Source organism: Marinobacterium sp. MBR-111, from assembly GCF_040547585.1.
GTDB classification, from domain to species: domain Bacteria; phylum Pseudomonadota; class Gammaproteobacteria; order Pseudomonadales; family Balneatricaceae; genus Marinobacterium; species Marinobacterium iners.
Window position 1 is genome coordinate 119,604 of the sequence record NZ_JBEPQA010000005.1, and the last position, 26,453, is coordinate 146,056.

Sequence of the window (26,453 nt, forward strand, 5' to 3'; positions counted from 1 at the left end):
TCAGACCGATTCCACTTCACACAGCAGAGGGTGCTTGTTCTCTCTGGCATATTGATTCACTTGTGTGGCTTTAGTTTCAGCCACATCGCGGGTATACACCCCGCATACGCCTTTACCCTGAGTATGGACCGCCAGCATCACTTGTGTAGCCTTCTCTTGGTCCATATTGAAAAAAATCATTAATACCTCGATGACAAAATCCATCGGTGTGTAGTCATCGTTCATCAGCACCACCCTATACATGGGAGGGCGCTTGAGTTGCGGTTTGGTTTCCGCTGTTGCCAGACCACCATCATCATCGTGGTGGTGTTCTTCATCAGCATTATGGTTTGAACTCATGAGCCTGAACTCGTGTTCGTTCACAAACAACGTCGATACCTTCGATATTAGTCTAAAACAACCGGGAAAAAACCCGGCAATGTCTAGTGTCATTAACTGCAAATGCTATACTCGCGCTTACAAGGAGAGGTTAAAGGCAGCCGACGGATAAGTCCATGGTGCTGCCCTTGCCTGTAGTCCCTGGCGTAGAAATGCATACACATAAGGAGTTCCTGCAACGCCGCATCCCTGTTTTGATCGGTATTGCAGGTAATGACCAAGGAGCTGTGCTCCGAATGTCACGGGGGAGTATTTTATGCAAACAGGGACAGTCAAGTGGTTCAACAACGCCAAAGGCTACGGTTTTATTCTGTCCGAGGCCTGCGAAGAAGAGTTGTTCGCGCACTTTTCTGCCATCGCGATGGATGGCTACAAAAGTCTCAAGGCGGGCCAGGCGGTCCAGTTCGAAATACAGCAGGGCCCAAAGGGGCTGCACGCTGTGAATATTCAACCTGCGGAGTAGCCAACCGGTCGCTGCATGTCGAGAATCCTTCTGTTCAACAAGCCTTTTCGTGTACTGACCCAGTTCACGGACTCTGAAGGACGCTCGACACTGGCGGATTTCATCAAGGTTCCTGGTGTCTACGCAGCCGGTCGCCTTGATTTTGACTCCGAAGGACTGCTGATTCTAACGGATGATGGTCGGTTGCAGCAGCAACTGGCCAACCCTGCATTCAAGCTGCCCAAAACCTATTGTGTTCAGGTTGACGGCGAAATAAGTGAAGCGGCACTTAATCGGCTGCGCCAGGGCGTTCAACTCAAGGATGGCCCGACTCGCCCGGCACGGGCTCGTCGAATCAACCCGCCCCGCTGGCTTTGGCCACGCAACCCACCTGTCAGGTTTCGCAAGGAACAGCCTACCAGCTGGATCGAACTGATCATTACCGAAGGTCGCAACCGACAGGTCCGCCGCATGACTGCAGAGGTCGGCTTCCCTACCCTGCGTCTGATCCGTTGGTCGATCGGTAATTGGACACTGGAGTCGCTGGCGCCAGGGCAGTGGCGCGAGGAGCAGGTGAACCTGCCCGCGCCACCTGCACGACCCGCTGCCGCACGGCGCAACAGTCGTCGTCCATCTGCAAAACGCCCGCGCAGCCGAGCCTGAATCCTCACCGGACAAATACGCTGCCAAACTGCTATTATTGCGCCCGAATCCAAACCTTGTCGGGAGTTTCAATGCGCTGGACACCCCACGCAACCGTTGCCTGCATCGTTGAACAGGAAGGCCGTTTTCTGCTCGTCGAAGAGATGGCAGGTGGTAAAGTCGTTATCAATCAGCCTGCGGGCCATCTGGAACGCGGCGAGTCCTTTGTTGCAGCCGCTCGGCGCGAAACCCTTGAAGAAACCGGTTGGCAGGTCGAGCCCGAGGCTTTGCTGGGCATGTATACTTACTTCGCCCCGTCCAATGGCGTGACCTATCACCGTTTCTGTTTTATCGCGCGCGCCGTTGCCGAGCTGCCTGACGCCAGTCTTGATGAAGGCATTATCCGCCCGCTCTGGCTGACACGAGACGAAATGGAGCAACACCGCGCCCAATTGCGCAGTGAATTGGTGACCCGCTGCGTTGATGATTATCTTGCAGGCACCCGTTACCCTCTGGACTTTATTCAGGAAACTGTCTGAACCATGAATTCTGCTAACGCCCAGACCAAAGTGATCGTCGGCATGTCCGGCGGTGTTGACTCTTCCGTATCGGCCCTGCTGTTGCTGCAGCAGGGCTATCAGGTCGAAGGCCTGTTCATGAAAAACTGGGAAGAGGATGACGGAACCGAATACTGCACGGCCAAGGAAGATATGGCCGATGCCCAGGCCGTGTGTGACAAACTGGGTATCCCGCTGCACAGCGCCAACTTTGCGGCCGAGTACTGGGACAATGTATTCGAACATTTTCTGGAAGAATACAAGGCCGGGCGCACCCCCAACCCGGATATTCTTTGCAACCGCGAGATCAAGTTCAAGGCATTTCTTGAGTATGCTCAGCTGCTGGGCGCTGATCTGATTGCGACCGGCCATTACGTGCGCCGTGGTGAGCGTGACGGCCATACCGTACTGCTCAAGGGACTGGACCCGAACAAGGACCAGAGTTATTTCCTGCATCAGGTCGGCGAAGATGAGCTTAAACTGACACTTTTCCCGGTTGGCGAGCTGGAAAAGCCCGAAGTACGTCGACTGGCGGAAGAACATGGGCTGATAACCCATGACAAGAAAGACAGTACCGGTATCTGCTTTATCGGCGAGCGTCGCTTCAGCGACTTCCTGAAACAGTATCTGCCGGCACAGGCTGGCAAAATCGAAACACCTGACGGTGACGTGATCGGTGAGCACCAGGGACTGATGTATTACACCATCGGTCAGCGTCAGGGGCTCGGCATAGGGGGGCTGAAAGATTATCCTGAAGAGCCCTGGTTTGCGGCGGCGAAAGATCTGGATCGAAACGTGTTGATCGCGGTTCAGGGACAACATCCCCTGCTCTATTCCAACTGGCTGCATGCAGGTGATATTTTCTGGATCAGCGGCGAAGCACCCGAGCTGCCGCTGCGCTGCAAGGCTAAGGTGCGTTACCGTCAGGCGGATCAGGACTGCACCGTGGAAGCCGCTGCCGAAGGCGGTTACAGAGTGGTGTTTGACCAGCCGCAACGTGCCGTAACCCCTGGCCAGTCTGTTGTATTCTACGTAGATGACCTTTGTCTTGGTGGTGGTGTCATCGAAACCACCTCGCGCCATTCGATAGCCGGCTCGGCTAAGGAGCACTGATGTCGCGTCAACATGATGAACAAACCATCGCGCTGGCCGGAATGTTTCAGGCCGCCAGCCTGGTGGACCAGATCGCCCGTCGTGGCATGGTGCCGCAGAACAACCTTGAAACCAGCATCGCCAGCCTGTTCGTGACCGATCCGCGCCAGACGGAAGATGTCTATGGCGGTGTCAACAACATCCCCTACTCGCTCAACCTTGGCCTGCGTCACCTGCAGGACATGGTGGACAAGAACGAGAGCGCCCAGAACAAGCAGATTGTGCAATATGTGCTGGGCATGATCATGTTGGAGCGTCAGCTCGACAAACACCCTGACGTGATGCAAAAGATCGGCGAAGGTATCGATGAGGTGGCACGCAAGGCGCGCTATTTCAGTGAGCAGGATGACAACGCCGAACTCGACCCTTCAGCCTATACCCACAGCAACGTGATCGCGGCGCTGGATGGCCTGTATCAGACCACCGTGAGCACCTTCAGCTTCCGTATCCAGGTTGGCGGTGATCCAAGGCATCTGCAGAACACCGAAAACGCCGCACGTATTCGCGCTCTGTTGCTGGCCGGTATCCGTTCTGCACTGCTCTGGCGGCAGGTCGGTGGCAAGCGCTGGCATATGCTGTTCTTCCGTTCGCGCCTCAAGCCTTCGTTGAGACGCATCCTCAAGTCATCCTGATCCAGAGCCGCACTGGCGTACCCAGCTGCGGCCATTTCCCGTATAATTCGCGCTTTATCGACGCAAGCCAAGAGTGAGACTGTGTAACATGGAGCTTTCTGCCCTTACCGCCGTATCCCCGGTTGATGGCCGCTACGGCAGCAAAACTGCCGACCTGCGTGCTGTATTCAGTGAATTCGGTCTGATCCGTTTCCGCGTCCAGGTCGAGATCCGCTGGCTGCAGCAGCTGGCCGCCCACCCGCAGATTGTGGAGGTTCCGGCGCTGAGTGAAGCCGCCAACGCGCAGCTGAACCGCATCGTGGACGAGTTCGGTATCGAGCATGCCGAGCGCATCAAGGAAATTGAACGTACTACCAACCACGATGTAAAAGCGGTCGAGTACTTTATCAAGGAGCAGATCGCCGACAACGCCGAGCTGGCCGCGATCAGCGAGTTTGTTCACTTCGCCTGCACCTCGGAAGACATCAACAATCTGTCGCACGCACTGATGCTGCGCCATGGCGTTGAAGTCACCCGCAATCAGATGCAGCAGGTAACCGATGCCATCGCGGCACTGGGGCGCGAACATGCTGACCAGCCTATACTTTGCCGCACCCACGGCCAGACCGCTTCGCCGAGCACCATGGGCAAGGAGATGGCCAACGTTGCATACCGCCTGCAGCGTCAGTTGAAGCAGATCGACAATATCGAATATCTTGGCAAGATCAACGGTGCCGTAGGCAACTACAATGCTCACCTGTCCGCCTATGCCGATATCGACTGGGAAGCCAACTCCAAATCTTTCGTCGAGAGCCTGGGGCTGAGCTGGAACCCGTACACCACTCAGATCGAGCCGCATGACTACATCGCCGAGCTGTTTGATGCCGTATGCCGTTTCAACACCATCCTGATCGATTTTGACCGTGATGTGTGGGGCTACATCTCGCTTGGTTTCTTCAAGCAGAAGACAGTGGCCGGTGAAGTAGGCTCTTCCACCATGCCGCACAAGGTTAACCCGATCGACTTCGAAAACTCCGAAGGCAACTTGGGTATCGCCAATGCGATCATGCAGCACCTGGCTAGCAAACTGCCGATCTCCCGCTGGCAGCGTGACCTGACTGACTCCACCGTACTGCGCAACCTGGGTGTCGGTTTTGGCCACAGCCTGATCGCCTACCAGGCCAGCCTCAAGGGGATCAGCAAGCTGGAAATCAACGCTGCTCGCCTGGCTGAAGACCTCGACAACGCTTGGGAAGTGCTGGCCGAGCCGATTCAAACCGTGATGCGCCGCTACGGCATTGAAAAGCCCTACGAGAAACTGAAGGACCTGACTCGTGGCAAGACCATGAACCAGGCTACCATTCAGAATTTCATCGACACGCTGGATATGCCCCAGAGTGCCAAGGATGAACTCAAGGCGCTGACGCCATCACTCTACACCGGCAACGCCGCGGCTCAGGCCAAGCGCATCTAAGTTGTTTCACGGGGCCTTCTGGCCCCGTTTTTGATTCCATCACAGTCCAGTCTTTTACAGGTGCAGGTATGGAAACACTACTCGCTACCGATAATCACCCCATCCGATATGTCAGCCTGGGCAAGGGCCAGCCAATTGTGTTTCTGCATGGCTGGACCTCCGGTGCTCGCGAATGGCTCCCTTTCGCCTCCGAGCTGGCCGGATCCCATCAGGTGTTTTGCTGGGATGCCCGCGGACACGGCACCCATGAACCTCCACCGTGCGATCAGATGGCGATCAGCCAGATGGCGGCCGATCTTGACCGCCTGCTAACCGAACATGATCTGCGCGATGCGGTACTGGTGGGCCACTCCATGGGTGCTCTTATCAGCTGGGAGTACATTCGCAGCTATGGACTTGGACGCCTCGGTGGCCTGTGCATAGTAGACCAGTCCCCCAAACTGGTTACCGATATCGACTGGCCTCTGGGCATCTACGGCGACTTTGATTACGACCGCAACCAGCGCTTCCTGCAACGGCTGGAGCAGGACTTCGCGGAAGGAGTGCTGGAATTGGCGGCACACGGCCTTAATCGACGCAGCCGCGAGAACTATGAAGCCAACTCGCGTGGGTTTCAGCAGATGCGTGATTATCTGCGCGGACTGAACGCACCGGCACTGACTCGGTGCTGGGATTCACTGACACAGCAGGATTACCGCGACCTGCTGCCACAGATCGACCTGCCGACTCTGCTGATCTACGGTGACAGCAGTCAGTTCTACGGCTCGGAGGTGTCGCAATGGGTTGAGGCCCAGCTGCCCTTCCCCGAGCTGCATATTTACCCCAAGGCGGATCACTCGCCACACCTCTGGCATAAAGAGCGCTTTGTGCACGACCTTGAACACTGGTGTCGACGACTGTGAGTCTGATACGTCCTCTGTTACTTTGTCTCACCCGCCTTGCCCCCTATAATGCGGCTCAATTCTGTTTGTGAGGCACCGCATGCTCGACAATATTCGCATCATCATGGTCAACACCTTTCACCCCGGCAACATCGGCGCTGCGGCCCGTGCTTTGAAAAACATGGGCCTGAGCCAGCTCTGGCTGGTTGACCCCATCGAGTTTCCGCATGCAGAGGCCGAATCACGTGCAGCCGGTGCCAAGGATCTGCTCGACAATGCAGTGGTCGTTGAGAGCGTCGAAGAGGCCATTGCCGACTGCCAGCTGGTTATTGGTACCAGCGCACGCCAGCGCAGTTTCGATCAGCCGCTGATGGACGCCGAAGCAGCCGCAGCCATGATGGTGGATGAGGCCCGCAGCGGCCAGATCGCCATTCTGTTTGGCCGCGAAACCATGGGGCTGACCAATGAGGAGATGCTGCTGTGCAACCGCCATCTTTACATTGATGCCAATGAAGACTATCCGGTACTCAACATCGCCCAGGCGATACAGCTGGTCACCTACGAGCTGCGCCGAGCCGCCCGTGGTTCACGAGCCGTATCCGAGCCTGCACCCTACCCGCGTCAGGGTGAAATCACCCTTTTTTATGAACATCTTGAAAAGGTGCTGCGTCGCACCGGCTTCATCATCCCCCAGCATGAAGGACGGGTGATGGACAAACTGCGCCGCTACTTCAACCGCACCCGCCCCGAAAAGGCCGAGTTGGGCATGTTGCGCGGCATTCTGACTTCGGTTGAAGAGGTGCTGGAGCGCGAGAAGCACTGAACCAAAGTCGACTTCGTTGCCAATGCACCACTCTGTCAGACTGAGGTCTGTAATCAACAAGGAGAGATCAATGAGCCATTCACACAGCCTGCTTGAGCTGGCCGCTCAGGCCGAAGCCCTGCGCAACGGCCTGCAACAGACCGCTCGCGACTACGAACAGTTCGAGTTTAACGTTGACGGTGTGCACAGCTGCATGGCGCGCATTCAGAAGTGTATTCGTATGGTCGGTAACGACCGTCAGGCCGCACTGGCCAACCGCGACAAGCGCAAGGTGATGGCTGAGCTTGAAGATGCGGTCACTGAAATGGCGGAGCTGCTTAATCTTGATCACTGAACTGAATTGGGGCGAGCTAAGCCCTGAAATCTTTCTGCGTGACTACTGGCAGAAAAAGCCCCTTTTGATTCGTAACGCCTTCCCTGGCTTCCAACCGGCAATCGATGCCAATGAGTTGGCCGGCCTGGCATGTGAAGATGATATCGAGTCACGCCTGATCATCAATGATCCAGCCAGTGGGCACTGGGCACTTGAGCACGGCCCTTTTGCACCCGAACGCTTTGCTGAGCTGGGTGACGCCCCCTGGACTCTGCTGGTACAGGCCGTGGATCACTGGGTGCCGGATGTTGCCCCGCTGCTGGAGGCTTTCAACTTCATCCCTCAGTGGCGGCGCGATGATCTGATGATCAGTTACGCCAGTGATGGTGGTGGTGTGGGGCCGCATTATGACAACTATGATGTGTTCCTGCTGCAGGCAGAGGGCGTGCGCCGCTGGGAAGTGGGCGGCCTGTTTGGTGAAGACTCCCCTCGACGTGAAGATACTCCGGTCATGATCTTGCCTGAATGGAATGCCGAGCGGAGCTGGGAACTGAATCCGGGGGATATGCTCTACTTGCCGCCCCGTGTGGGTCACAACGGGGTGGGTGTGGGTGATGGCTGCATGACCTGGTCGATCGGGTTTCGCGCCCCTTCCCATGCAGAGATCCTGCGTGGCCTGACCGACACGCTATGCGATTCACTCAGTACCGACTTGCGCTACACCGATGCTGACCTGGCATTGACTGCCAAGCCGGGTGAAATTGATGCAGCCGCAATTGCGCGCCTAAGCTCAATCCTGCAGCAATACCTTGGCGACCCTGACCGACTTGCACACTGGTTTGGTACCTTCATGACTGAGCCAAAGTACCCGGAGCTGGCCGGAAGTGATGAAACCCTGACAGCAGCCGAATTGGCTGAAGCGCTTGAGGAGGGTGCGGAACTGGTACGTGCAGAGGGGGCACGACTGGCTTGGCATCAGAACAGAGACTCTAGCTTGACCTTGTTTGCGGATGGGCAGCCATTTCCTGTTTTCGCAGTTGCAGCAAAAAACCTAGCGCAGCAATTGTGTCTTCATCACAGGTTTAGACCTTTGTTTGATGACGAGACAGCACCGCTGCTGCTGGCATTACTCAACCAAGGTAGCCTGTATCTCGAATAAGCGGCATCAAACTCTCATTTCAACTCTAAAGGCCATTCTTTCACGAGTGGCCTTTTTTATTTCGGATCGACTTTGGTCGTAAGGAAATCCACCATAAGTCACTGATATAGCGAATTTTTACTGAAAATGTAGTGAGAATTTTTTAGATTTTTTAGGTATAAGCCAGATAACCAAAATAACTTAAAATCTGTGTAAAACACGTTTTTATTGACTAATACCAAAGTGGCTAATCCTTAAGTTTTAGGCACTCAAACCACGGTAATTACTGGGGTTTTAGCGTTTCAGACTCGTTTTTGCATTGTAGTTAAATTACAGCCGAAAAAAGGTTTCGAATGTAGTGAGACTACATTTTTGTTGCTGTGCACAAAATCATTTTGACACCCTCACAGCATGCGCCCATTATTCGCTTCAACAAGGCACTGCCACTCCAGCGGAATGACAGCGCCGCAAGATCTGGAACGGGGTCACCCGATCCAACATTACCTAAACACAAACACTGTGAAGGAATGACCATGTCAGCTTACAAAAACGAGATCGATGCCATCGCTACCGTCCGCGCTGCCGCCGGCAACACCTGGGAAGCGATCAACCCTGAATACGCGGCTCGCATGCGCATTCAGAACCGTTTCAAGACCGGTCTGGATATCGCACGCTACACTGCCAAGATCATGCGTCAGGATATGGCCGAGTACGATGCCGACAGCTCTCAGTACACTCAGTCTCTGGGTTGCTGGCATGGTTTCATCGGTCAGCAGAAGCTGATCGCCATCAAGAAGCACTTCGGTAACACCAACAAGCGCTACCTGTACCTGTCCGGCTGGATGATTGCCGCGCTGCGTTCCGAGTTCGGCCCGCTGCCCGACCAGTCCATGCACGAGAAAACCTCTGTACCAGCGCTGATCGAAGAGCTCTACACCTTCTTGCGCCAGGCTGATGCCCGTGAAATGGGCGGACTGTTCCGCCAGCTGGACGACGCTCGCGAAGCTGGTGATGCAGCGAAAGAAGCTGACATCCAGGCTCAGATCGACAACTTCCAGACCCACGTTGTGCCGATCATTGCCGACATTGACGCCGGTTTCGGTAACGAAGAAGCCACTTACCTGCTGGCCAAGAAAATGATCGAAGCCGGTGCCTGTGCGATCCAGATAGAAAACCAGGTATCTGACGAGAAGCAGTGTGGTCACCAGGATGGCAAGGTAACCGTTCCGCACGCCGACTTCCTGGCCAAGATCCGCGCCGTACGCTACGCGTTCCTGGAGCTGGGTGTTGAAGACGGTGTCATCGTTGCCCGTACCGACTCTCTGGGTGCCGGCCTGACCAAGCAGATCGCCGTAACCAACGAACCGGGCGACCTGGGTGACAAGTACAACAGCTTCCTGGATGGTGATTACATCGACAGCGCAGCTGACATCGACAACGGTGACGTGGTTGTTAAGGCTAACGGCAAGCTGCTGAAGCCGAAGCGCCTGGCCTCTGGCCTGTTCCAGTTCAAGAAAGGCTCCGGTGAAGACCGCGTGGTTCTGGACTGCATCACCTCGCTGCAGAACGGTGCCGACCTGCTGTGGATCGAGACCGAGAAGCCGCACGTAGGCCAGATCGCTGCGATGGTTAACCGCATCCGTGAAGAAGTGCCGAATGCCAAGCTGGTATATAACAACAGCCCGTCCTTCAACTGGACGCTGAACTTCCGCCAGCAGGTGTTCGATGCGATGGCTGAAGCCGGTCAGGACGTATCCCAGTACGACCGTGCCAACCTGATGAGCGTTGAATACGACGAAACCGAACTGGCCGCCGTTGCTGACGAGAAGATCCGCACCTTCCAGGCTGATGCAGCCCGCGAAGCAGGCATCTTCCACCACCTGATCACTCTGCCGACTTACCACACCGCGGCCCTGTCTACCGACAACCTGGCCAAAGAGTACTTCGGTGACGCTGGCATGCTGGGCTACGTGGCTGGCGTACAGCGCAAGGAGATCCGTCAGGGTATCGCCTGCGTTAAGCACCAGAACATGGCAGGCTCCGACATGGGCGACGATCACAAAGAGTACTTCTCTGGTGACGCTGCACTGAAAGCCTCTGGTAAAGACAACACCATGAACCAGTTCTGATCTGGTCTCATAGCCCCTTGCAGATCAAGGGGCTATGAATAAAGAATATTTCGTGTCCCTATTGTGTCCCGAAATATTACAGAACCGCGCCATTCTTCCCCGAGATGGCGCGGTTTTTTTGCCTCTCCTCTCTTGGAGATGAGCAACCGCTTTGGACACAAACTCCCGACCAACCTGAATCACAGCCGAAAAGTGTTCCCGGTCGATGCCATTCAGAATCCACTCAGAAGCATATCCCTTTGCTGCGAGCCCACCTGTGAGGTGTTTATAACCAACGGCCAAGCCGTTCTGCGGCTCTGTGCTTATTTCATTGGTTGAATTTGGAAATCGGCAGCGCCCAATCCAGCTTCGGTGAAGGTGATGAGGAACCGGTTTGCAGCGCCCTTTGGATCAGCAATCCACATTTCTCTCCATGCACGAGAGCCTTGCACCCCAACAGGTTGCTGAACTACGAACTTGAAAATTTTGGCGCCCGGTTTAACTCTCAAACCTTCGGGCAACTGCTCTAAGGCTGCAGTGGTATCGGAAACCAACTGTGCATTGGCAAGAGTGCCTTCACTGGCTACTCCGGGTTTGATCTGTGAAACAGGCTTCAACTGATCGTTTGATTGGCATGCTGTAAGCGCAAGCATGACGGTGGCAAGAAAGACTCCTTTCTTCATAAACTTTTCCATCGGTTAATTCATTTCCTTAGTGTTAGTGAAGGTTTTTACATATTACGCCCGCATAAAGGGCGCCCGATTAGGGCGGCATCCAGTGGACGGTCGCCAGGCCGGGAACGGACTTGATTGATTTGTTAAATGTCGTCGCGCCATTCCCTATGCTTGCACGCCCTATTGTACTCAAGCCATGGCACGTCGTGCGACACCCAAATATGGGCCTCTGGCTTCAAACCGGGATCATCGTCCAGAGTGGCTACCCGAACAATTACGTGAGGCTGCCCAAGCCTCTCAGCAACCAAATGAGATCCACAGCGTTTGCAGAAATGGCGCAATTTGCCAGGAGATGATTCGAACGTAGAAATAGAGTCTATGCCACTGAGCCAACGGAAATTCTCGCGCTTTACTCCCGCGGTGGAGGCAAACGGGGCCGCATGGGCTTTACGACAGGTCTGACAATGGCAATGCACGATCGGCATATCCAGAGAGTCGATTTCGTAACGTATCTCGCCACACAAACAGCTTCCCTTCAACCCCATAGGGGATCTCCTTCTGTACATTTAACGCATTACCATCACCGGCCACAAAACCGGCGCGAAGCAGAGGTTTTGGCATCTGGTGCATGGCTTAGTTATGCGCTCTGACGGATGGCACGGATATTCTTGATATCCACCGGACGTAAGAGCACGGATTTATACTTGACGAGATCCGCCCTCCAACATAAAGGGAAGTTCAAGACCCAAAAAATGCACGCTAGTATAGCGAGAAAAATCTATGTTGAGCGGAACCCAAGCTTCGTCGTAGGCATCGAAGATTTGCGGATCTGCACTCAGCATCACCTATTTCCACTTTGATGTCCTCATACTTGAACTGAACGTAGGTTAGATCCCAGCCTTCCTCTTGTCGGGGGATTACCTCCCGACAAGAGGAAGGCGATTTACACCACCAACGCAGTGGAAGCCGTACACCACCAGTTCCGCAAGTTCACCAAGACCAAGGGCGGCTTCACCAATGAGAACAGCTTACTCGAGCTGCTCTATGCCGGCATACTCAAGGCGCTCTGAGCGTTGGACGTACTCCGTGCAGAACTGAACTTGACGCTGTCACAGATGGTCATCCACTTCCCAGGTCGCTTGGAACATCACATCAGCCTATAATGCTGGTTGGCTGACACAGAGTTATGAACACCCTCCATCGTTACATTCCAACTTTAGAGTTTGCTAAAAAACTCGTCGATATCGCCTTTACTTTCCATTGGAATCAGCATATTACGGGAGAGCGTACGCTTCCGCTCCAGCAGGTCATGCAGAATCGCGTCAAAGCTACCATCACCGTAAAGTGGGTGTATTGCCCTTGGAATGTACACGTTGACCTCTCTCTCCTGCCCTATTCGATAAGCACGGTCGGTACATTGATCCTCAACAGCTGGATTCCACCAGCGGGAAAGGTGAATGACGTGAGTCGCAGCCGTAATAGTCAGTCCTACCCCGCCCGCTTTTGGTGACAACAACATAACTCCGAAGACACCTTTGCGTTCTTGAAAGCGATCAACGAGGAGCTTGCGTTCGGTGGCCGGGGTCTCCCCATAAATCCTAGGTGGAAGACGTTTGAGCTTGTACCGCTGTTTGATCACAAACGATAGCCATTCCTGCATTGCAAGGGACTCAACAAAGATAAGCACTTTTTCGTTTTTTGAGGCGACTTGATCGAGGACCTGGAACACCGTACGAAGCCTGGCTGATTCGGCAATATAATTATCAGCCTCGTTACTAGCGTCACTGTCCGGCGCGTGAGGATGCAATGAGATGCCGCGCATATGGTGGAGTAGCTTAAGGCCTTTCGCTACCTCTTCTCTTTTTACTTGTTTAATCAACGTGTCGTAGCATTCTGCTTGGTATCCTTGCATCGGTTCATCAAGCACATGCTGGGTTTTGGCCGGTAAATCATCCAAGATGTCGAGCTTTAACCTTCGTAGCATTGGGGCTGGTGTCTCTGGTGCACGATCCATCAAAGTGGCTCTTAGCTTACCGAGCGCTTCGTGATCATCCTCAGGGTAATCGTTCATGAACGATTTCAGGTCACCCATTAACCCCGGAAATAGCGTGTCCAAAATGCACCAAAGGTCTGCGAGACTGTTTTCGACCGGGGTGCCTGTCAAGCCCAGCGTGAAATCTGCATTCAGCGATTTTGAGGCATTGGTGGTCAGGGATTTTGGGGTTTTGACCCTTTGAATCTCGTCAAAAACGACGCAGGCCAGTGGTAGCATCCCTATCGAGATTTGATAGTCGCGTAGCGTTTCGTAAGTGGTCAGTAACCAGTCGAAGGATGCCAGCGAGGCAAGCTTGAGGGTGTTCGTTCCTTCCTTTACGTCATTACTACCCTTCAGATCCTTGAACATCTTCAGTTCTTTACCGAAAAGTAATCCTGGTTCGCCAAGGCCTGGTTCGTGTAGGTGCATTGTCTCTTCGTCGAGCCAGTTGTTAAGAAGGCTGGTCGGTGCAACGATCAATACAGGCTGTCTCGGTAGGCCTAACTGTTGGCGCTTTCGCTGTAACCAAGAGATGAACCCCAAGGTTTGGAAGGTCTTACCCAGCCCCATATCGTCAGCTAATAAAGCTCCGGGAAACCCCTTACACCAACACTCTTGAAGCCAGCCGATACCCTCAACCTGGTGAGGTTTCGGTGGATTTTTCAACAGTTGTGGTATTTCAGGCGATGAAAATGTACTACGGTCCGCATAATTCTTTAGGTATGAAACTTCTTCGACGTTTTCTTCAACGATGAGGACATGTTTGAGAGGCTTCTGATCCGTCTCCTCAGGTGGGACCTCCGGTTCGTCTTGTATTCCTGCTGCTGAGTCGTCCGTTGTTCTACTCTGAAGCTCAGCGCGAAGGGACTCCAAGGCTGATCTAGTGTCTTCAGAGGCTGGAACGGTGGTCCCATCAGGGAATACTGCTTCGGGCTGCTGGTTGGTTATAGCTTGATTAACCGATGCCAGGCAGTGATCCAAGTCTTTCTCGTCAACCTTAAAAAACTTATCGCCGATTTTCAGCCCAAAACTTTCCGGTAACCAGCTATTCGGCTGACGTTGAAGCCAGGGAATAGCCTTGGGCATCCAAAGCCCCAATTCACGTACACGGTCAGAGAACGCTGTAGTTTCAACAAATAACTTCTCTAACGCTTCGGTCAATTCTGGATCATCAGCGTTTTGGCCGAGCAGCCTCTCTTTTACATACCCTGCCGGGTTTTTGGCGAAATTACGGCGGCTGGTAGCATCGGCCTGCTGTTGCTCTCTGACTATCTCGAGAGCCGGCCGTAACGACGGGTCAATGTAAAGATAGGTACCGCGTTCAATTACATAACTGGGTTTTGCCTTGTCGCTCTGCTTAAACAAACTGTTGGCAAACCGCTCCTGCTGCTTTTCAGTCAGCAGGTGTGACGAGTCGCTGATCTGCTCACCCGTAGCCTCTGCTTCTTCCATAACTTCTTGCCCAAATAGCAGCGGATCGAAATCGATCCCACCGGACACAGGCTTTAAGTCCAGGCCAAACGCTGTAGCGTGACTAATACGTAAGTCTTTAAGCGTTTTCTCCAGATGTACAATGTCTCGCGCCTCACCATGGAAAAGCGCCGACATTCCCGCTAATGCCTCAAGGCGGTCATCAACTGATTTCGAGTCTGCTGTGTTGAATTGGTCGATAGCATCTAAAGACGAAAACAGGGGTTCAGGTATACGGTAGTGGGCGGGGCCGACTTCCAAGATTGCACCAACCTTCTCTACCTGCACCTGACGCCCAGACGAATACCAACGAGCTTTAATGTGGGTCGTTGGCTCAAGAAGTGGACCGTTTGTCTCAATTCTAAGTTGGAAAGGAACTGACGATGGTAGCCCCAAAGATAAAGCCTGAGCTTCGGTAAATTCAGCGACAACGGCATGTGGAATGAAGTACCCATCGCCGTCGGGCAGAACGGTGACAGCCTTTTCCTCATCAGACGCTGTATCGGGGTGTTCCTCCGTTAAAGCGGCAAGTTTGGCAAGTCCGCTAAGCGAATGTAGATCGTCACAAACGTCCCATTTTTCGACATTGAGCCTTTCCGATACTTGCTTTAAAAGCAGCGTTCTTTTTTGCTCCGTGAGGTAAAGGTAGATACCTCCGGGCGCAGGGTCGTACTTCAGTTCATGTTTTGCCATGGTCAGTCGTTCATAGATCGCAATTATTTTTTGGCCGAGCATTGTTTGCAGAAAACGGTCAGCTGTCCGGGCCTTTTCCGTGACAAATAAAACTCAGAGGCAGGCTTTGTTTTACCACAGCCTTTGCATGTGCCGGTAGTAGGGCCTCCGGAAATCGCCTCCGTATTGTCCGATCGTCCGGAAGTGTTGCTAAGTGCAGGGCGATACGGAGTCGACGAGGGCCGGCTTGTACTAACAAAAGGCTTTTTCGGCCCGGGAGACGTAGGGGTTTTAACTACACCGTGTTTAATACCGGTTCGAGCTTGTATGAACGCCGCAACCTTACCCTTCCAAGCGCCATGAGCATCATGTCTGTGCTCATCTTGTGGTGGGTTACCCGCTGATCCTCTCAAAAGCTCAGACTTATAAACTGATCGGTAGAATGGCGGACTGCCAGTTCCCACCCTGTCCCAAAGACGAACCATACCGTTGTGGGTCCACTCTGCGATCACAACACTATCGATCCGCATGAGTAAAACAGAATGATTAGCTTGTATCTGCCCAGCGCCTTTTACTAATTGAGCAAAGGTTCCGGCCACAAAATCATTATCAAAACGAATCAGGTCTCTAGCCTGCTGGAAGGCATTGGGCCCAAAAGCGACCCACGCTTCATCGACCAAGTCGTTGTCCAGGTAATAATTCCAAAAATCGTGACGGGAGTCCCAGTGGTGGTCATCCGCTGTTTTATTCAACACCTCGATCAACAAGCCCATAGCTTGCTTTGTCAGCCAACGTTTCAATAACTCGACCAACTCGGTTGGAACCTGCCCCCACTTACCGGGATTCACGCGAGGATCAGAGTATGCGGTCAACAAAAAATACTGGATACGACGAACGAGGTGCTGGCTAACTCCCCCATTTAGGCAGGGTGTCAGCATGGCACTGACTATCTTTACTTGGTTCGTGCTGCCCAAAAACAAGAGTTTGTCTTGTGGCGCCAAGTAAAACAGAAAGCGGGTTAATAGCTCCTCTGCATTTGCTTCAGTTAGCCACTCTCTTTGGGTCAAATCGTCACATATCGCGCTCAGTACGCATGTACCGATACCATTTGTGTAGAGTGAGCCTGTAACCCCCGCTTCATGCAACTGGCGATCGAAATCGACGTCAAGCGCCTGAAAGGAATCAATAAGGGTTTGGCAAGGGATTTCGTCAAGCAACCCATAGTCATCGCAACGCTGGCGCCAGCGTGCTGGCAGTTCGTTGGAATGTCTTCTTAGAAAACGCCTAATCGCACCAGTCCAGCTATAGTCCAAATCTGCGATTTGCAGATAACCATTCAATAGCGCTCGCAAAAGGGATCTCTTGGCGCGTTTTTCCACCTCGCCCAGGAGGTTTTGCACCGCCTCTTTTGCTGCGCCAATATCGCAAAAACTGGATAAGCCTGCGACACAGAACAGGCGAAGGTTCCGCTGCGGAATTCGACTGGCCTGCCCTGCTGATACGAGAGATGCAGTTTCCTTAATGAGGTGATCAGGAATAGAAACATCCGTAGACTGTACATCAAGCTCTTTCTCAAGCTTGATGGAGGCCTGCTTCAACCTGCTTTTCGATGGCAGGTGAATTGAGAAGCGTATTGCAGGATCGAATGTATCTAACAATTCTTTTACGCTCATTGCAGACGCTCTATCCTGGATTGCAGTTCAGCGCGAGCCGCTTCATCTTTGGGCAGATACATCACAAAGCGTAAATCTATGCGGCGGTTCGCAGCTTTCGCTTCGGGTGAATATTCCTCTTTAAGAGGGCGCTGTGAGCCGTACGCGGCGGTACTTAATGCCTGCTGGTCGAACGGATTTACGATCTTCGTGAGTGATGGTGTAAAAGAGACCATCTGAGCATAGGTGTTCGTCGCTCTTCGGGCACTCAACTCTAAATTGTTGCGGCTACCGTCTTTAAGCGTACCTCGTAGCCGATCTGAATCAGAGTGCCCTTCTACATATACGGCTTCTATAAAGACCTGATCCGGGTTACAGGATTCGAAATCTTCAGGCAGTGATGCCGTTACTCCCTCTTCTTTATCAAAGCCGTAACACCTGATGTTATCGTACAGAGCCCCTGACAGCTGATTGATGAGTTCAACGGCAACTGCCCGCTCACTCAAGTTTGAGCTTGTCTGGTTAAAGAGTCCGTCCCCTTCGAGCCTGATGACACCCACTTCCAAATCGACATTGACCTTGATGCCCTGCTCCTCGAGCTTCTGCGAAATTGCCTGAATGATTTCACTGCGTTTGTTATTTGCCGCAGCGGCATAGAGCTCCCAGGATTTTCGTTTCAGCTTTTCTATCTCTTCCTTTAGGCGCGTGATTTCCTGGTCTTTCTGCTCGACAATTCTTTCATGTATCGTGCGCGAGATAACGTCTTTGTTCTCGGCCGCCTTTTGCAGCTCCATAACAAAATAAGACACGATAATGATGAAGACGAACAACACCCCCACCATCATGTCGGTCATCGAAATGAAGTAGTTGCCGTCTTGCCCCTGCTGATCCATATCTACACACTCACTCAGTGACGAGGCCGCTGCGATTCACTCAGCTCTTCGACAAGCTCGCTGACTTCAAGTACGAATCCGCTGAGTTTGCCGACGCTGTCCGACAGGTTGGTGTCCAACTCACTCGCAAAGGTACTGAGCTGGCTCAAGCTATCGCTTAGGTGTTTAGACACTTGTCGGAAAGCATTCTCCAGTTCGGTATCGACGTTTGTCAGGTGTTGACCATTACGCTCCCAGGCAGACTGAAGAGCAGCGACAGAGCCAGCCATGATCTTAAGGTGCTCCTCCATTGCTGCTGATGCGGTGCGTGTTTCGTTTAGGGTTGACTCCATTAATCCAGACATCTGAGTCATAGATTGGTCAAGTTGTCGTGAAGCTTGGGTTAATGGCGCAGATGCCTCTTGTACCGCTCGAGCAGATTGCTGGAAGACAAGGCCAGATTGCCCAACTTGCTCATTTACATTAGAAATGGCGCCAACCTGAATTGCCAACTGACCTGAAATCGCTTCGAAACGTGCCGATATCTCGTTTAAGTGAGTGCGCCAGCCATTGATACTGTTGGTCAAACCTTCACTGGTATCGTTCAGCTGCTGCTGCAATGAAGCAAATGAACTGGTAAACGAGTTTTGAGCGGTCTCGGTCGCGGTGGTGACTCTTCCCTCAATGACATCACCGAGTGACCGCAATGCGTTTTCAACGGTTTCGGAGGTACCCTTAACACTTCCCTTAATGGATTCACTGAGTTCAGTACCTGAACGTTCTATGAGTTCCTCCACAGAACGCGACACCTTTGTGCTCATTTCATTCAGAGCCTCGGTCATGGTGCGCATCTGCTCAACGCTACCCTGCTGCTGGCTACGCATTTCGGAAATCACCTCCTTGAGGCCAGAAGATGCCTCACCTGCGTCAGCTTTGAATTGGTCACCCGCCTGAGAAGTGGTCTCCTTCAGTTGTTTAGCGACGTCCATCATGGTTGCGTTTATGCCAGCTATCGCTTGCTCGAGCCCCGTGGATAGATTGTTTCCCCCTCCACTCAACTGCGATGCCGTTGATTCGAGGGTTTTTACCAACGCTTCCAATTGGTGAGTGACATTATTCATCGCATCACCACTAGAACCGGTTATTTTATTGGCAAAACTATCCGTCATTTTTTCAATTGCAGAGAGGTTCTCGCTCCCGAGCTTATCGGTCACCTTTGTAAGCTCTTCGGTAATGGGCTTCATCGTGTCACCAAGTGAGCTGGACAGCATGGGGGGAAGCTCTGATATCGCATCGCTAATTCGATTACCTAGAGCGACCGTGATCTCGGTAGACATTTCCTCGAGTCGCCGGGTCTGGCGTTGTGAGTGACCGTATTGATCAACAGCGATACGCTCAAGGTTGGCATACAGCAGACGTTCTTCTAACAGATCACAAATGATATGGAGGTTCTTACGTATGCTGGCGCTAAAGCCGGAAACCGCTGCGCCCACCAAAATGGAGGTAAGTAGACCGCCTACGGATGCCCAGAATTTCGTACCTGCTATTTCGAGAAGGCTTTTTAGCGCTCTTTGTAGCTCGTCAGCATTAGCGTTAGCGAAGGCCGCGCCGGTCTCTGTCAAAGCAGCAACCAGTCCAAGAAAGGTGAACAGCAGACCTAGACCTACAAAGGTGTGTGGTTGAATCAGTGGCCGCAGTTGAAAGTGGTGTATGGCGGTAGTGGAGAAATAGTCACTGGGACGTTTGGTATTGCGATAGACACGGTAGTTGGGATCGTCAATGTCATCCAGGGGGGGGATCAGGGTCTCTTCGAACTCTATCCAAGCATGGCGGACCCCCGGGATCTCAACGGCTTTGCTGCGGTATGTTTCGTAGCCTTCGGTAAAGCTTTGAGTGTCAGTGCTCTCGTTAACAATCGCTTTGAACTGAGTTAATGCATTCCGGATTCGCCTGTAACGGGTAAACATCCAAAGAATGACGAGAACTCCGAGGCCGATAAGCGCAAAGGCTAGAAACAGGCCAATGTTCTCGAGGTGGAAAAAGCTAATTAGCGTGTCGTTAAAAATAGACATCTAAACTCTCAATGCAGATAGTACGATTACTAGCCGTCAGTCGATCCAATCAACCGCTGACACAATGCCCCAATTACCCTTTTCATTAGGGCGCCGCCAACGTGCAATGGGCATCTCTCTTAGGTAGGCGAGTGCGTCATGGAAGTCAGTGAAGCGCTTCTCGTCCCCTTTGTCTCCCACGGTAAACACCCCATTTCTGGCACATTCTTCTGGGCAAAAGACGGTGCCATCTCGCGATATCGGTACTAGAAGGTTTGCAGCTATAGAAGGTTGGTTGCTTTCTTCCAAGGTAGAGAAATCCATTTGTTGATTGAGCATACTAGCAATGGTTTGCCTGGCACTAACATCAAGCTCGGCCCAAATGACCGAGCCGTTTTTGTGAACGTAAGGCACGGGTGTTGGTAATTTGATCACCTCGTTCAAATGCCAAGCGTGAAACCACTTGTAATCTGGTGCGCGATAAATGTCAGGCGGAATGCAGTGCAAATCCCGCGTGTTGTCCAATTGAGCCTGGCTGAATGGTCCCTGGCTTGCGGATAACTCGGCTACCGCGCACACCTGCTTGCTCCCTTTACGAATCAGGGCGATGGGCCCTCGACGGTGTGTATCTGTCGTCCTCATTTCCCAGGACTTTTTTCCGTCTAGAATCAGATCAGTCCATGGTTGATCAATAATCAACCCATGGGTTACATCGCCAATTGTCATTGTTACTTCCTGTGCTGCTTAGCGCACGTGTTCAAACATGCTTAGGGCTAAATGTCTTTTATAACGGGGTAGAATGGCTCACCCCAAGCCTCATGCGGGTTATCCATCATGAGATCCAGAATGGTTGGCACCGTTTTGCTTAAAAGGGCTTTACAGTCACGGACCTGAGGACGATTGACACTGCTTTGCCATGTTGCCCCGCCGTGCACGATTTGATTCCTAAGCGTATAGATACGCCTGAAAACGATAGAAAGAACCTGTCCAGTATCTTGCCTGGTTAGGCCTTGAGCCGCCCTGGCCTTGGACTGTCTGAACATGGACTCCCAATGCGCTTCATCTATCCTCCCATTTTGATAGTCCCAAAAGGGCTGAAAAATGAACTGGTTATTCAGAAGACTTCGAATAGTGCTGGAGAATTGAGTCCATACCAAATCGTACAACTGGTTAGTGTGGTCTTGTGCAACTAACAGATCGAAGAAGCTTTCAAACATTCCGCGTTCAGTCGTGCGATAAAGCTCATCAACATCAATGGCATAAGCTGCATTGAAGGCAATCCAGAGAAAAATAAAGTGAGCATCAGGGTCATCGTTTGATAGCTCGGCCTTTTGCAACCAGCTTAACGATCTATGGATGCGTAGCGAAAGATCCGAAGGGAAGCCATCTCTGAGACTGCGGTGTTTAGCTTTGAGCGTTGAATAATCCATCAAAAGGCATCCATAGCAAATTTATACTTCTGAGGGTACTTTTGCTGCCGTCGACGATGCATTCCTAGCACGTCCCTTATCGACGACTAAATTGTAACGCGAGTTCTCTTTCAACGCGATAGCTGACATTTCACGCATTTACGCAGAGCTAACGACCAGTTCGAACGATAGTGAACAACACGCATAACGACAATGGTTGTTAGTTCAATCGCCAGATATTAGTGCAAATACAGCGTCGTCGTCCCCTCAGGCCAAATCAAGCCTGGTACGAGGATACAGTCTGGTCATAACACGGCTTAAACGGCTAAGATTGCAGCTACCTACGTTAAAGAAAGCTGGTAATCATGGATTCAAGGACGCCTACTCCACCTCGCACTTCGTTCTCATCTTTACTCTTGAACGCCGACTGGCGCATCAGTCGTGCTATCTATTGGGTGTTTACGTGGCTCTGCCTGGTAGGCTTAATGGCACTGGGCATTTATGCTTTGGTCAAATGCTACAAAGGTATTTTTGAATACCAAGATGCGTGGTATGACCTGTCCCTCGTCGAATGGTCATTTTTTGGCCTCGCTATCTTACTTGTTGTTCGCCTGATCAAGCTAACTCACCTCAGCGGCGCCTGCTGGTCGTACAGCTTGAATTCCCTGTTAAAAATATTAGGGCTTTTTGTGGTGATCAAAATGCTTCTGTTGGCCGTTGCAGCAGTGGCCGATGAGGCTAAACCCATAGGTGCGTTGCAGCTCTATTTCCAACTCGATCAGCTCTACGGTGCCACCTTCTGGCTTGTTGTGGTCAGCCTGTCTTTGTACATGGCTGCCCCACCCGTTAAGCCCACACATCAAACAACCGATGTGAACATGAGTAATGATGCTGATAATGTGAGGCACGAGCCTGTTTTGCCAGAACCTTCCGAACTCAACGCACTGGCCACCCCTACAAACCAGAATCAAAACAAGGATGCTTCATGAACAGGAATGTCGCTATCGTCACACTGTTTGTGGCGGGTTTTACATGCCAACTGGCAGCAGCTGAGTCACGTTTTTCGCTCATTGAGAGCTGCGGCGAGTTGGTCAGCATTTATAAATCACGAAACGAAAAGCGTTTGCTGGCCGCACAAACAACATCGCTGGCTGAAAGCTTGCGCGCTGGATATTGCATTGGGGTTTTGCAAGAAAATGCCCGACAGCAAAGGTACTGCCAACGTAACTGGTTTGAGCGTGCCACCCTTATCGCTCAGATGAAGGACTGGAAAGGCTTTTCTGAAGAGGAACTCTTGGAGCGTAGCTGTGAAGGATAGCTCTACGCCTTTACAGCTGGCAGATGCAATACATAACCTTTTTGGTATCAAGCTCTCCAGGCATAAACGCTTCAAGGAGCAGATGGAGTCGCTGATGCGCAGCGGTCTCATTGAATACACTGAAGTACCAATTGAGTACACGGTGAAACCGCGCAGTCATAAATACATTGCGCGAGACCAGCTCACCAAGCTTCACAATGCCGTCTTGCTGCATGCTTTCTTTCCGATGCCTAAAGTCATCAAAGGTATTTTCACCGCCCCTAGTGCACGTCTGGAGCATGCAAAGATCGCGTCACTATTACTTACTGATCGGAACTCGGTCGCTGGCATCGGGCTGTTGAGGCAGGAGGTACTGCGTTTCCTGGACGTCTTGGCATCAGATGCCGACTTATCAATCGATACACTGCCGAACCCTTTTCAAGAGCTTCCCCAGCTTTCATTCAATGGTGTGAGTAATGTTATGCAAGCGTTGCTGCTTCAGAGCGCAAGCCTGTCAAACGCCGACAGCATGATTGCCCACTACCTGAGCGATGACCTTGAAAAAGCCTATGCTTTCGCGGTTGATGTCGAATCAAACAACGAAATCGTCAACATCTATAAGCAGCGGATCCTCCAGGCATACACCGCCGCTTCAGAGTTCGACCAATTATTGGATCAGATAATCGATCATTAATGCTTTTTAGTGCATTGCACTTAGCCAGACTGGCTCTATACACACAAGGAGCCTGTTATGGATACCGTTCAGACACTTTTATTCTCTACCCACTACCCTATTCCTGCCTGCCATCAACAACGTGCGTGCGCCATAGAACGGGCCATCGCACACGGCACCTCCTTCACCCAGCTTGGGGGCCAACGTATTGCAGCCTGCCCAGAGCTCATTCGATTTCGTTTGGGCCGACAGTGGCGCCTTATCTTCCGTGATACCCAGGGCCAACTCATTCCCCATCGTTTGATCTCGCGACAGGCCTTCGAGGTCGAACTTAAGCGAAGGCGCTAATCCAGCGCACCTATTAACTGTCTGGAGACAAACGTTATGAGCATTGTTGCTTACCAACCCAAAACAATAGATGCACTACACCCTCTGGTCGCGGCGACTGATTTTGAGCGCCTGAAATATAAAAACACTGCTAGTCATGAGGCTGAGATGACCCCGGAGGAATGGGATCTTGCGCAACGGGAGTATCAGCGTTTCCTCACATTGAAACTGCTGTATCCCCAGGAGGTCTTAGTCCCAACGAAGCAAGTGGACACTATTTGGCATGCCCATATCCTGGATACACGCGCCTACCGTATGGACTGCGAACGTCTTTTTGGACGCTTCATTGATCACTATCCGTACTTCGGGATTTACGGTGACGATGATTACCAAGCGCTGCAATCTGCATTTGCCAAAACCTGTGAACTCTACACTCGCCATTTTGGTGAATTACCTGACGAAATGGAGCATCAGGCGACCCGTTGTGCAGAACATTCGTGCCACGTACCCAGTACATGTGCATGCCGTGTTCCCGGCGCCTGCAAATAATCCAGGAGAGAAGATCATGTTCAAGAAGATTCGACCCCAGGATAACTCAGCGAATATCAACAACGCCAACAAAGGCAGCTCTGGCACGAATCGCCAATATGACCAGGGCCAAGGTAATCGCGGCAAGCAACTGAACCCGAATAAAAAGCCTTAAAGTCCTCAGCAACGCCGGCCCTTCGGGGTCGGTTTTGCACTCATGAATTCCTGTTTATCTTATAGCTATTTCTTCCAAGCCATTTACTTACTTTTTGGGACACCATATCAATCATGTTGGACTTACCCAAGTGTGTGGTAGACACTCCTAGCCTAGGATTTGAGCATAGGGTTTCTACAGCCCCGATCAATTTTAAATACAGATCTTCCCGATCTGATACTGGGCAGACCTTAGTCTGCCATTTTTTGTTTCATAAACATGACTCCCAACCCGGATATGTTCTGTTATTCTTGTGTCCTACCGTCACAATTTACAGCCAATAAAGATAATGACAGGGAGTGCTTCATGACTGACGCCATACCCACGCTACAGGATGCCCGGCTGGAGCTGGAGGATCGGGTTGCCGTACTCACGCTTGCACGCGATGACCTGCGCAACGCCCTGACCGGTACGGCCCTGATCGATGACATTGTCACTACCGTTGAATGGGCCAATCGCGCCCCTACAGTTTCTGTACTGGTAATTACCGGTGATGGCAGCGCGTTCTGTGCCGGTGGCAATATCAAGGAGATGCAGTACCGTGATGGCGATCATCGCCAAGGGCCCTTTGGCGGTGGTGCACTGGAACTGGAACGCAAGTACCGTCAGGGTATACAGCGCATTCCCCTTGCGCTGCATCGCGCCGAGATTCCCGTCATCGCGGCTGTTAATGGCCCAGCGATTGGTGCCGGCTGTGACCTTGCCTGCATGTGCGATATTCGGATCGGTTCCGAACGCGCCACTTTCGGTGAGACGTTCGTTAATCTTGGCATCATCCCCGGTGATGGTGGTGCCTGGTTTTTGCAGCGCTTGATCGGTTATCAGCGAGCGGCAGAAATCACGCTGACCGGACGCCTGGTTCACGCAGAGGAAGCGGTCGAGATCGGACTTATGCTGGAACAGGTGCCTCAGGATCAGCTGATGACGAGGGTCATGACGCTGGCTCGCCAGATGGCTGCCAAGCCGCCACAGGCATTGCGCATGAGCAAGCGCCTGATGAAACAGGCACAGCGGCACGAACTGCCGGACTTTCTGGAACTTTGTGCTGCCTGGCAGGGGATGCTGCACAACACCGATGATCATCAGGAAGCGGTGATGGCATTTGTTGAAAAACGTGAAGGCCTCTACAGAGGTCGATAAGATCTAGCGCTGCAGCAGGCGGTGAATGGTTGGCAGCATCTCTTCCACCGCCCGCTCCCCTTCCCTGATCGCTTCTTCTGCTCGGTAAAACTCCAGCAACCCAATATCGGCCAGCGGTGGCGACAGCAGGATATCGGGTGGATCCCCCGCCATGCGGCTACGTGTAATACGGTCCTGTATGATATTGATCGAGCCGGCAATGGCATCAAACATGCTCGGTGAATGATCCTCAGGCTCATCAGCTCCGGTCAGCCGGGTTGTGTATTCGTCGACCAGCTCAGTTAACCGACCCATCACGCCATTGCGCGGCTTTTGTGTTTCGACCGGTTTAGGTTTATGCAGGTGGCGCCCGATGATATCGCCGTTCAGATTGACCGCAATCACCACCTCAGCACCCATCGCTCGGCACAGAGATACCGGCACCGGGTTCACCAGGCCGCCGTCTACCAGCCAGTGGTGATCATGACGAATGGCTGGAAACAGGCCCGGTAACGAGATTGAGGCCCAAACGGCCTGTAACAGTGAGCCCTCGGTAAACCATACCTCACGCCCTGTCTCCAACTCGGTGGCTACCGCGCCATAGGCGCACTGAAGTGATTCAATATGGGTATCGTCATCAGAAATGTAGGTGTTCAGAAAGTGGTGGAAACGTTCAGTATTGACGAAACCTTGACGAGAAAGATTCAGTTCGAAAAATCGAGCGGTCTCGAATCGGCTCAGTGAACGCACCCACTGTTCGAGGCGGTCGAGACTGCCACTTGCACAGGAAGCGCCAACCAGTGCACCAATTGAGGTGCCGCAAATGATTTCGGGCTTAATCCCTTCCCGGGCCAGTGCATTGATCACACCGATATGAGACCAGCCGCGTGCGGAACCACTCCCCAGTGCCAGGCCAATTTTCATGCGTGGATCTCCCTGTC

The 26,453-nt window shown here is 52.5% G+C and carries 28 protein-coding genes and 1 pseudogene; 19 read left to right on the forward strand and 10 right to left on the reverse strand.

The window, feature by feature from the left end:
- Entirely contained in the window at positions 1–339 is a 339-nt protein-coding gene (gene clpS / locus ABIE61_RS05295) for an ATP-dependent Clp protease adapter ClpS (protein ID WP_354407540.1), read from the reverse strand.
- Between the two features lie 295 nt (positions 340–634).
- On the opposite strand from clpS, the gene cspD reads away from it, so the two are divergent.
- From cspD to ABIE61_RS05350, 11 genes are all read left to right on the forward strand, one after another.
- Complete coding sequence (gene cspD / locus ABIE61_RS05300; RefSeq protein WP_091824154.1) at positions 635–841, forward strand: cold shock domain-containing protein CspD; 207 nt, start codon at positions 635–637, stop codon at positions 839–841.
- A gap of 15 nt (positions 842–856) precedes the next feature.
- Entirely contained in the window at positions 857–1,483 is a 627-nt protein-coding gene (locus ABIE61_RS05305; protein WP_354407394.1) for a pseudouridine synthase, read from the forward strand.
- Between the two features lie 71 nt (positions 1,484–1,554).
- Positions 1,555–2,001, forward strand: coding sequence for an NUDIX hydrolase (locus ABIE61_RS05310; protein ID WP_091824159.1), 447 nt, complete (start codon positions 1,555–1,557; stop codon positions 1,999–2,001).
- Positions 2,002–2,004: 3 nt separating this feature from the next.
- Positions 2,005–3,132, forward strand: coding sequence for a tRNA 2-thiouridine(34) synthase MnmA (gene mnmA / locus ABIE61_RS05315; protein WP_091824162.1), 1,128 nt, complete (start codon positions 2,005–2,007; stop codon positions 3,130–3,132).
- Positions 3,132–3,803: a high frequency lysogenization protein HflD gene (hflD, locus tag ABIE61_RS05320; protein ID WP_091824165.1), complete on the forward strand. Its 672-nt coding sequence runs from the start codon at positions 3,132–3,134 to the stop codon at positions 3,801–3,803. Before mnmA ends, hflD begins: the two co-directional genes overlap by 1 nt.
- An 88-nt stretch (positions 3,804–3,891) precedes the next feature.
- Positions 3,892–5,256 (forward strand): adenylosuccinate lyase, encoded by a 1,365-nt coding sequence (gene purB / locus ABIE61_RS05325; protein ID WP_354407397.1) that lies wholly within the window; start codon positions 3,892–3,894, stop codon positions 5,254–5,256.
- 68 nt (positions 5,257–5,324) lie between these two features.
- Entirely contained in the window at positions 5,325–6,158 is an 834-nt protein-coding gene (locus tag ABIE61_RS05330) for an alpha/beta fold hydrolase (RefSeq protein WP_354407399.1), read from the forward strand.
- Positions 6,159–6,237: 79 nt separating this feature from the next.
- Positions 6,238–6,960, forward strand: coding sequence for an RNA methyltransferase (locus ABIE61_RS05335; protein ID WP_354407402.1), 723 nt, complete (start codon positions 6,238–6,240; stop codon positions 6,958–6,960).
- Between the two features lie 70 nt (positions 6,961–7,030).
- Positions 7,031–7,294 carry a hypothetical protein gene (locus tag ABIE61_RS05340; RefSeq protein WP_091824175.1) on the forward strand — a complete coding sequence of 88 codons (264 nt, stop codon included), beginning with the start codon at positions 7,031–7,033 and terminating at the stop codon, positions 7,292–7,294.
- Positions 7,284–8,432, forward strand: coding sequence for a JmjC domain-containing protein (locus ABIE61_RS05345; RefSeq protein WP_354407404.1), 1,149 nt, complete (start codon positions 7,284–7,286; stop codon positions 8,430–8,432). Before ABIE61_RS05340 ends, ABIE61_RS05345 begins: the two co-directional genes overlap by 11 nt.
- Before the next feature lie 512 nt (positions 8,433–8,944).
- A complete protein-coding gene (locus tag ABIE61_RS05350) occupies positions 8,945–10,540 on the forward strand; it encodes an isocitrate lyase (RefSeq protein ID WP_206841523.1) in 1,596 nt (531 codons plus the stop codon).
- A gap of 302 nt (positions 10,541–10,842) precedes the next feature.
- Here ABIE61_RS05350 and ABIE61_RS05355 read toward each other — a convergent pair whose 3' ends face one another.
- A complete protein-coding gene (locus ABIE61_RS05355) occupies positions 10,843–11,202 on the reverse strand; it encodes a hypothetical protein (protein ID WP_354407408.1) in 360 nt (119 codons plus the stop codon).
- Positions 11,203–11,336: 134 nt separating this feature from the next.
- Complete coding sequence (locus ABIE61_RS05360) at positions 11,337–11,759, reverse strand: GFA family protein (RefSeq protein WP_309546606.1); 423 nt, start codon at positions 11,757–11,759, stop codon at positions 11,337–11,339.
- 354 nt (positions 11,760–12,113) lie between these two features.
- Here ABIE61_RS05360 and ABIE61_RS05365 point away from each other — a divergent pair.
- Positions 12,114–12,356: pseudogene (locus ABIE61_RS05365) on the forward strand (transposase); the annotation flags it as partial.
- Positions 12,357–12,409: 53 nt separating this feature from the next.
- Here the strand turns inward: ABIE61_RS05365 and ABIE61_RS05370 are convergent.
- Genes ABIE61_RS05370 through ABIE61_RS05395 form a run of 6 tightly spaced genes read right to left on the reverse strand, consistent with a single transcriptional unit; the run spans position 12,410 to position 21,375 of the window.
- The gene (locus tag ABIE61_RS05370; RefSeq protein ID WP_354407411.1) at positions 12,410–15,391 is read right to left on the reverse strand and encodes a DEAD/DEAH box helicase; all 2,982 of its coding nucleotides are present in this window, start codon (positions 15,389–15,391) and stop codon (positions 12,410–12,412) included.
- A gap of 23 nt (positions 15,392–15,414) precedes the next feature.
- Positions 15,415–17,043, reverse strand: a complete 1,629-nt coding sequence (locus ABIE61_RS05375; RefSeq protein ID WP_354407412.1) for an EH signature domain-containing protein — start codon at positions 17,041–17,043, stop codon at positions 15,415–15,417.
- On the reverse strand, positions 17,040–17,915 hold the full coding sequence (locus ABIE61_RS05380; protein WP_354407414.1) for an OmpA family protein: 876 nt from the start codon (positions 17,913–17,915) through the stop codon (positions 17,040–17,042). The genes ABIE61_RS05375 and ABIE61_RS05380 overlap by 4 nt, the downstream gene beginning before the upstream one ends.
- 14 nt (positions 17,916–17,929) lie before the next feature.
- The gene (gene zorA / locus ABIE61_RS05385; protein ID WP_354407417.1) at positions 17,930–19,966 is read right to left on the reverse strand and encodes an anti-phage ZorAB system protein ZorA; all 2,037 of its coding nucleotides are present in this window, start codon (positions 19,964–19,966) and stop codon (positions 17,930–17,932) included.
- Positions 19,967–20,002: 36 nt separating this feature from the next.
- Positions 20,003–20,671, reverse strand: a complete 669-nt coding sequence (locus ABIE61_RS05390) for an ASCH domain-containing protein (RefSeq protein WP_354407419.1) — start codon at positions 20,669–20,671, stop codon at positions 20,003–20,005.
- A 47-nt stretch (positions 20,672–20,718) separates the two neighbouring features.
- Positions 20,719–21,375 (reverse strand): hypothetical protein, encoded by a 657-nt coding sequence (locus ABIE61_RS05395; protein WP_354407422.1) that lies wholly within the window; start codon positions 21,373–21,375, stop codon positions 20,719–20,721.
- A gap of 464 nt (positions 21,376–21,839) precedes the next feature.
- Between ABIE61_RS05395 and ABIE61_RS05400 the strand changes: the two genes are divergently transcribed.
- The 7 genes from ABIE61_RS05400 to ABIE61_RS05425 all read left to right on the forward strand — a co-directional run bounded on the left by ABIE61_RS05400 (position 21,840) and on the right by ABIE61_RS05425 (position 25,533).
- Entirely contained in the window at positions 21,840–22,343 is a 504-nt protein-coding gene (locus ABIE61_RS05400; RefSeq protein WP_354407424.1) for a hypothetical protein, read from the forward strand.
- The gene (locus ABIE61_RS05405; RefSeq protein WP_354407426.1) at positions 22,340–22,672 is read left to right on the forward strand and encodes a hypothetical protein; all 333 of its coding nucleotides are present in this window, start codon (positions 22,340–22,342) and stop codon (positions 22,670–22,672) included. The genes ABIE61_RS05400 and ABIE61_RS05405 overlap by 4 nt, the downstream gene beginning before the upstream one ends.
- On the forward strand, positions 22,662–23,345 hold the full coding sequence (locus ABIE61_RS05410; RefSeq protein ID WP_354407428.1) for a hypothetical protein: 684 nt from the start codon (positions 22,662–22,664) through the stop codon (positions 23,343–23,345). The genes ABIE61_RS05405 and ABIE61_RS05410 overlap by 11 nt, the downstream gene beginning before the upstream one ends.
- Positions 23,346–23,402: 57 nt before the next feature.
- Entirely contained in the window at positions 23,403–23,672 is a 270-nt protein-coding gene (locus tag ABIE61_RS18840; protein WP_502915037.1) for a ParE family toxin-like protein, read from the forward strand.
- A gap of 36 nt (positions 23,673–23,708) precedes the next feature.
- Complete coding sequence (locus ABIE61_RS05415) at positions 23,709–24,200, forward strand: glycine-rich domain-containing protein (RefSeq protein ID WP_206841517.1); 492 nt, start codon at positions 23,709–23,711, stop codon at positions 24,198–24,200.
- 16 nt (positions 24,201–24,216) lie between these two features.
- A complete protein-coding gene (locus tag ABIE61_RS05420) occupies positions 24,217–24,354 on the forward strand; it encodes an alpha-amylase (RefSeq protein ID WP_354407431.1) in 138 nt (45 codons plus the stop codon).
- Positions 24,355–24,699: 345 nt separating this feature from the next.
- Positions 24,700–25,533, forward strand: a complete 834-nt coding sequence (locus ABIE61_RS05425; RefSeq protein ID WP_354407433.1) for an enoyl-CoA hydratase-related protein — start codon at positions 24,700–24,702, stop codon at positions 25,531–25,533.
- A gap of 3 nt (positions 25,534–25,536) precedes the next feature.
- Here ABIE61_RS05425 and rssA read toward each other — a convergent pair whose 3' ends face one another.
- On the reverse strand, positions 25,537–26,436 hold the full coding sequence (gene rssA, locus ABIE61_RS05430; protein WP_091824214.1) for a patatin-like phospholipase RssA: 900 nt from the start codon (positions 26,434–26,436) through the stop codon (positions 25,537–25,539).
- Positions 26,437–26,453 lie beyond the last annotated feature (17 nt).